Raw genomic sequence first — 7,215 nt, forward strand, 5'->3', positions numbered from 1 at the left:
GAAGGGGGGACGCGGCAGGTGTCGCTGAAGGCGTTGCGCCACACGGCATCGCATGCGGCCCTGACCGCTACGGTCCGCACCGGCTGGCCCCCGACCGGTCCGCACCGGCTGGCCCCCCGACCGGTCCACCGGTTGGCGGGTTCGCGGCCTCGACAGCATCGGGCGCCGCCGGGCCACGGCCGACCGCCTAGGGGCGGCCGGCGTGCATCGCGCGGTCGAGGGCCCGCTCCAGGACCACCAGCAGGGCGTCGCGCACCGAGAGGCGGTCGCGGGCGTCGAACGCGACCACCGGGACCTTCTCGTTCACGGCCAGCGCCCACCGCACCTCGTTCATGTCGTGCGCGAGGTGACCGTCGAACGCGTTGACGCCGACGACGAACGGGACCTTGGCGTGCTCGAAGTAGTCGACGGCCGGGTAGCAGTCGTCGAGGCGGGTGCTGTCGACGACCACCAGCGCACCCAGCGCGCCGCGCGACAGGTCGTTCCACATGAAGCCGAACCGGTCCTGGCCCGGGGTGCCGAACAGGTACAGCTTCAGCGTCGAGTCGATCGTGACGCAGCCGAAGTCCATGGCGACGGTGGTGGTGGTCTTGCCGACCCGCATGCCGGGGTCGTCGACGCCCACAGACTCGATGGTCATCACCGCCTCGGTGGTCAGCGGCTCGATCTCGGAGATGGCGCCCACGGTGGTGGTCTTGCCGACGCCGAAGCCGCCGGCCACGACGATCTTGACGGGTAGCGGGGGAGCGGCGCGCCGCAGAGTGCCGGCGTCGGGTGATTGCACTCTAGGTGATTGCACGGAGTCCACGGATCACTCGCAAAATGACGTCAGGGGAATGGTTCTCGGTCACGTCCTGGTGGTGGATCTCCAGGTGGCCGGCGGCACGCAGGTCACCGACGAGGATCCGGGTTACGCCCAGGTGCAGGCGCAGCCGCGCGGAGATCTCGGCGACGGACATCGGTACGTCGCACAGGGTGATGATCGCTCTCAGCTCGGACGGCAGGCCGACCGTCGCGTACGCGGCCGTCGCGGCGTCGTAGTTCGTCGTCACCTGGGTCTCCAGGCTGATGTCGACGTCCGACGACGACACCCGGCCCGAGGTGAGGACGAACGGCCGCAACGTCTCCTCCGACGGAACGGGCGACGGCGGGGGAGGCGTGGGGTTGAAGTCACCGAACGCGTGGCGCAGGTAAGGCGGCAGCCTCGCCGCCCCTCCCGCGTCCGGTGATTCCGTCACGGCTGCACCGCCCTCCGGGCGGCGCAGCCTCGGAGCTGGCGGGCTCGCGGGGCGAGCTCACCAGCTCCGCTGCGCCGGTCGGTGACCTCGCACGAGTGCTCGGTCACGGCTGGACGGAGTTCTTCAGCTCGATGATGAGCTGGGGCGTCAGCGCTGCACCGGCGCGGTTCGCGAACAGCGTCATCTCGTAGGCGACGTTCCCGAGGTTGGCGTTGCGGGAGGCGATCACGCCCATCACCGACCCGATGCTGATCGCGGTGACCAGGAGGTACCCCCGGGTCAGGTCGACGATGACCCGGTTCAGGTCGCCCATGTTGTACATGTGCGCGGCCCCGCCGGCGAGGCTGGTCATGCCCGACACCACGGCGGCGAGCCGGTCGGCGTTGGCCCGGTCCTTGATCGCCGACATCGCGATCGGCAGCCCGTCCGACGAGACCGCCACCGCCTCGACCACGCCGACGGTGTTCTGGGTGAAGTTGTCCAGCAGCCAGTTGAACGTCTTCGCCTCGGCACTGAGGTTCTGCATGACACTCATGAACGTCTGTCGCTCCTTGGTTCCGCATGCTGGAGAGCTTCGGTGACCCCGAACTCGAACTGCTCGACGAGGTTGCGCACCTCGTCCGGGTCGATCTGGGTGAAGGTGGCCGGCGCCGACGGCGGCGGCATCAGGCTGGTCTCGAGCGTCGCGCCGGGTACGCGCCGGTTCAGCGCGGTGCCGGTCGGGCGCAGCTGGTAGCCGCCGGCGCTCGTCGGCGCGGAGTGCGTCGCGGGCCGCGGCGGCGTGTACACCGGCAGCGCCTCGGTCGGCGCGTAGACGGCCGCGGGCAGGGTCGCGGTCGGCACCCCGGTCGGCACCCCGGTCGGCACCCCGGTCGGCACCGTATGCGGCACCGTATGCGGCGTGTGCGGCGCGGCCGTCGGCATGGCCGGCGTCGCGGCGGGGAGCGCGGGCTGGTCGCGCGCGGGCAGCGTCGGCAGCTCACGCGCCGTCGTCTCATGGTCCGAGGTGACGGGGTAAGCGGCGGCCGGCCACGCGGGCGCGGCGGCCGACGACGCCCGCAGCGGCGGTGACCCGGGCTGAACCGGCGGCGGGGGCGCCGGCCGGGTGGGCGCGGCCGGCTGTTCCGGAACGGCCGGGGCGGGCTCCTCGTGGGCGCGGTGGACCCCGAACTCGAACTGCTCGATCAGGTCCCGCGCGGCGTCGGCGTCGAGCGTGCTCGGGGGCTGGCGGTCGGCCGCGGTGGCCGTGCCGCCGCTCACGAGGTTCGCGCCCGGTACCCGCTGCCGCAGGCCCGACGGGCTGGTCGGGCCGACCGGGTGCCCGTTCGCGGCGGCACCGTTACCGGCGGCACCGTTGCCGGCGGCCGACGGCCGCGCCGCGTCCGGGTGCCCGGGCGCCGCGCCCGCCATCATGGCCGGCCCCATGGCCGGGACCGTGAGCGGCACCGTGGCGGCCTCCTCCGCGGCACCCGCCGGCTGCTCGGCCGACGGTCCCACCGCGAACGCGTTCCAGGACGGCGCGCCGTCCTCGATGATCTCGCGGAGCCGGAGCAGGGCGTCGCCGCGGGGGGCGGCGGTCACGGGGCTGCCCACGGTCGCCGGGCGGCCGCGGCCGCCCACCAGCGCCAGCTTGCCGGGGGTCGACGCCGGGTCGGCGACCGGCGCGGCCGCGACCAGCACCGAGCCGGGCAGCTCGACGGCCGCCGTCACGCCGCCGCCGGACGTGGCCGACAGGTGCACCCGTAGGCCGTGGCGGCGGGCCAGCCGGCCCACCACGAACAGGCCCAGCACCTGGGTCGGTGCCAGGTCCAGCCGCTCGCGGCGCTCCAGCCGGGCGTTTTCCTCGGCGATCCGCTCGGGTGACAGGCCGATGCCGTGGTCGGTGATCGTCAAGCGCACCGAGGAGCCCGTCGAGACGGCCACCACCGAGACGCGCGTGTGCGGCGGCGAGAACGACGTGGCGTTCTCCATCAGCTCGGCCATCACCTGCACCAGGTCGGCGATGATCGCCGGGGTGAGCACGATGTCGGCCGGGATCCGCACGTCGACGCGGGTGTAGTCCTCGACCTTGGCCAGCGCGAGCCGCGCGGCGTCGGCCAGCGGCAGCGGCGTGACGTGCTCCTGCGCCCAGTCGGCGCCGGAGAGCACGACCAGGCTCGTCGCGTTGCGGAGCAGGCGGTTGGACAGGTGGTCGAGCCGGTACAGGCTGGAGAGCTTCTTCTCGTCCTGCTCGTCGTTCTCCAGGCCGTCGATCATGGACACCTGACGGGCCACCAGGCCCTGGGTGCGGCGGCCGATGTGGCCGAACATCTCGGCGACGTTGCGCCGGCTCGCCACCTGCCGCTCGACCAGCTGGGCCGCGGTCTCCTGCACGCGTTCGAACGCGCGGGCCAGGTCGCCGACCTCGTCGCGGGCCGTGATGTCGACGGCCTCGAGGTGGACGCGTTCGACCGCCTCCGTCTCGTCGTCGGCGACGCGGACCAGTTCCTCCTCGGCCAGGCGGGCGACGCGGTCGGCCGAGGCGGTCAACCGCGTCAGCGGCCGGGCGACCGCCCGCGCCACCGACACCACGAGCAGGATCACCAGCAGCAGGATGAGCAGCGCGCCGCCGATGACGCTGTACGCCGTGGCGAGCGCCCGGTTCTGCCGGGCACCGACCGCCGCGGTGACGTCGGCGACGATCCGCTTCTCGACGAAGTTGCCCAGCGCGATGAACGACTCCAGCGACGGGAACAGCGCCGCCGCGTCCGGGAACCGGGCGATCTCCTTGAGCGGGTCGGTGCTGAAGCTGGCGCCCATGCGGTCGACGAACGCCTGCTCGACCAGGCCGTACAGCGAGATCTGGGTCGGCGTCGCGAACGCCGTGAAGCGTTCGAGCTCCTCCGACAGCAGCGTCTGCTCGGTGTTGAACCGGGCGGCCGCGACCGCGCCCGGCTCGTCGGCGAGCAGCACCAGGTAGGCCGCACCCTCACTGTTCGCCTCGTCGGCGCGCAGCAGGGCGTCGAGCGCGACGACCTGGCGGCCCTCCTCGGTGGTCGTGTCGATGCCGTCGACCAGACGCAGCGAGCTGATCAGCTCGTCGATCACCGTGTTGTACCGCTCGATGACCGTCGCCGCCTGCGCGGACTTCCCGAGCACCGTCTGCCGCAGGTCGGCCAGCGCCTTGATGTCGTCGATGGCGTCGCTCACCTCGGCCGGCAGGTCCTCGCCGAGCTCGAACCGCACGTCGGTGACCCGGTCGGTCACCGCCGACATCTGCAGCACCAGCCGGTTGCGGTCGACGGCGTCGACCAGGAAGCCGACGGCCAGCAGCCGCTCGCGCTGGAGGTCCTGGCTGAGCGATCCGACCTGGCTGGCGACCCGCACCGAGCGGGCGGTGTCGCTAGCCCGCGACGCCGACTCGACGCGGTCGAGCACGACCGGGATCGTGAGCGCGCCGACGGCGACCAGCGGGATCATCACCAGCAGGGCCAGCTTCGCGCGGATGCGCAACTTACCGAGCAGGTTACCGAGAAGCACCGAACTGCTCCCACTGCGCCAGCTGCGCCAGGGACGGGTCCGGGCTGCCGGGTGGGCCGGCGGCGACCCCGGCCGGCACGGGCGGCGCACCGGACTGCGGTGGCGGCCACGCGTGCCGTCCACCCGAGACGGACTCTTGCGGAAGGCCCGCGCTCACGGGCGTCACCTCGACCGGCGGAACCGGCGGTGAGCCGGCGCCGGCGCGCGGACGGCGACGACCGAGAAGATCGAGCCCGAGCCCGGCGCCGAGGAGCAGCACGGCGAGGACGGCCGTGCCCGCCGCGAGCAGCAGCCGGGTGTTCAGGTCGGACACGCGGGCGTCGACGAGCAGGTCGATCTCGCGGAGCATGGCCTGCGACAGCTCGGCGGCCGCGGTCTGCGCCTCGGCGCGGGTGCGGGCGATCTGCTGGAGGTCGACGGCGGCCGTGCGGCCCTGCAGCAGCGACGTCGACGGGATCAGCGCGTCGATGACCTTGCGGAAGCGGTCGAGGCGGCTGAGCAGGTTCGCGCCCAGCGTGCGGCTGCCGGTGGCGTCGACCGCGAGGCGGACACCGTCGGCGAGGTCGGACGCGTTCGACGCCAGCGCCGACCGCTGCGACAGGAGGTCGGCCGTCGACGCCTGCTGTTCGGCGGCCGGCTTCCCGGCGACGATCACGGCGAGGTCGGCGAGCTGACCGGCGGCGGCGATCGCCTCGGGAAGCTCCTGCGCGGCCGCGTCCTGGAGGTAGAACGTGTCGGCGTCGGGGTCACGCACCAGGTTCGAGCTCGTGCGGACCTTCTCGATCAGCGCCAGCAGCAGGTCGGTGACCTCGGTGTAGGCGTTGTACACGTCCTGCGCGCCGGTGGACCGCAGGTCGGGCAGCGCCTCGATCTTCGCCCGCACCTCCGCCCAGCGCTCGTCGGTGCGCAGGCTCGCACCGAGCTTCGCGTTCGTCGTGGTCGCCGTCTCGACCGCGCGGTTGAGGTTCTCGCGCGGGACCTGCTGACCGGCGACGGCCGCGGCCTGCGCGTCGATGAGCGCGATCTCGACCGGCAGCAGCGAGCTCAGGTACTCGATGCCCTGGTGCTCCAGGTCGGCGAAGTCCGTCTGCTCGCTCGTCGAGGTGTACACCAGCCCGAAGAGCACGAGCGTCGGCAGCAGGATCGCGATGGAGAGCACGACCCGGAGGGTTCGCCCGGCCGTTCCGCGCACCCACGATTGTCCAGCGGAGGAATCCATCCCTCACCCTTCCCCGGCGACGGTGAGCGCGCGTTGGCCTGCGGTTTCTCGCCTGCCTTTTGTGTGACGGCGGCGAGATTACGACCGTGCGCAGTCTTCGCGTCACTACGCGGGCGGATGGTTGCCGGTGCCGGTGGGGGTGATCATTCGCACCGATGGGTCGATCTTCCGTCGGTGCCCTGGATGATTCGGGGGTGCGGGGGTAAGGTTCCGCACCCCCGTTTCGGGTGTGACATTTGTTGCCTGGTCAGCGGTTTGTGAGCAGCTTTCGCAGGTCGACCGCGTCGGCGATGGCCCGGCATCCGGCGTCGTTCGGGTGCAGGTGGTCGCCGCTGTCGTGGGCCGGGTTCAGCCGGTCCGGGTCGGCCGGGTCGGCGGTCGCCGTCGCGAAGTCGAAGACGCCGTCGAACGCGTGACTGGTGCGGATCCAGTGGTTGATCGCGCGCCACTCGGTCGCCCGCCGCTCCGTCCAGATGAACGAGTCCTTGAACGGCGTGATCGTGGCGCCGTAGACGCGCAGCCCCCGCTGCCGCGCGAGCGCGATGATCTGCTGGTACGCGGCGATCAGCTGGGCCGCGGTCGCGTCGTAGCCGAGGTCGTTGATGCCCTCGAAGACGATCACCGCCCGCACGCCGGTCTGGGAGAACACGTCCCGGTGCAGCCGGGCTAGGGCCGGGACGCCCCAGTACGGTTCCCCGTCGCGCGGCGCGAGCACCCGGTTGCCGCCGAGGCCGGCGTTGACGACGCTGAGCGTCGCGCCCCTCTGCGCGTGGAGGCGCCTCGCGAGGTGGTCGGGCCAGCGCTGGTCCCGGTTGCCGCTGGTGGCGGCCGTGTCCGTGATCGAGTCACCCAGCGCGACGACCGAGCCGGTGACCCTGCTGTCGGCCTTCACGTCGACGCCGTCGACCAGCATCCAGCAGGGGTTGTCCGTCCAGTTCGTCCCGTCCGCTCCGGTCTGGTCGCCCGCGGCGATGTAGTTGCCCTGCGCGGTGAACGGATGGTTCGTGACCGGACCGGTCGGCCCCGGCACGTGGACGCTGACCAGCAACTTCGACAGCGGCGCGACGGCCAGGTCGACCGGGTCGCTGAGCGCCTGCCCACCCGCGACCATGGTGACCGTGGGTGACCCGGCGAACGTCAGCACGCGGGTGGTGCCCGGCCTGGGGGTGGATCCTTCCTGCTGCACCGCAACGGTGGCCCTGCCGACGGTGAGCGCCGTGGCGCCGAAGACGTTGGTCA

6 protein-coding genes are annotated in these 7,215 nt (G+C 72.6%); all 6 read right to left on the minus strand.

Annotation, left to right across the window (positions count from 1 at the left end; translation table 11 throughout):
* Window positions 1–187 precede the first annotated feature (187 nt).
* On the minus strand, window positions 188–784 hold the full coding sequence (locus tag Voc01_RS50370) for a GTP-binding protein (RefSeq protein WP_239161074.1): 597 nt from the start codon (window positions 782–784) through the stop codon (window positions 188–190).
* A gap of 1 nt (window position 785) precedes the next feature.
* On the minus strand, window positions 786–1,238 hold the full coding sequence (locus Voc01_RS50375) for a DUF742 domain-containing protein (protein WP_203934940.1): 453 nt from the start codon (window positions 1,236–1,238) through the stop codon (window positions 786–788).
* 103 nt (window positions 1,239–1,341) lie between these two features.
* On the minus strand, window positions 1,342–1,773 hold the full coding sequence (locus Voc01_RS50380) for a roadblock/LC7 domain-containing protein (protein WP_203934941.1): 432 nt from the start codon (window positions 1,771–1,773) through the stop codon (window positions 1,342–1,344).
* Window positions 1,770–4,757: a sensor histidine kinase gene (locus Voc01_RS50385; RefSeq protein ID WP_203934942.1), complete on the minus strand. Its 2,988-nt coding sequence runs from the start codon at window positions 4,755–4,757 to the stop codon at window positions 1,770–1,772. Before Voc01_RS50385 ends, Voc01_RS50380 begins: the two co-directional genes overlap by 4 nt.
* A complete protein-coding gene (locus tag Voc01_RS50390; RefSeq protein WP_203934943.1) occupies window positions 4,744–5,916 on the minus strand; it encodes a hypothetical protein in 1,173 nt (390 codons plus the stop codon). The genes Voc01_RS50385 and Voc01_RS50390 overlap by 14 nt, the downstream gene beginning before the upstream one ends.
* A gap of 307 nt (window positions 5,917–6,223) precedes the next feature.
* On the minus strand, window positions 6,224–7,215 hold a 992-nt coding region (locus Voc01_RS50395), incomplete at its 5' end, for an SGNH/GDSL hydrolase family protein (RefSeq protein WP_203934944.1).

It is taken from the genome of Virgisporangium ochraceum (genome assembly GCF_016863655.1).
GTDB lineage: Bacteria > Actinomycetota > Actinomycetes > Mycobacteriales > Micromonosporaceae > Virgisporangium > Virgisporangium ochraceum.

Bases quoted from the DNA above. Each gene is read 5' to 3' on its own strand.
- Voc01_RS50380 (WP_203934941.1), bottom strand. From the start codon at position 1,773: ATGAGTGTCATGCAGAACCTCAGTGCCGAGGCGAAGACGTTCAACTGG.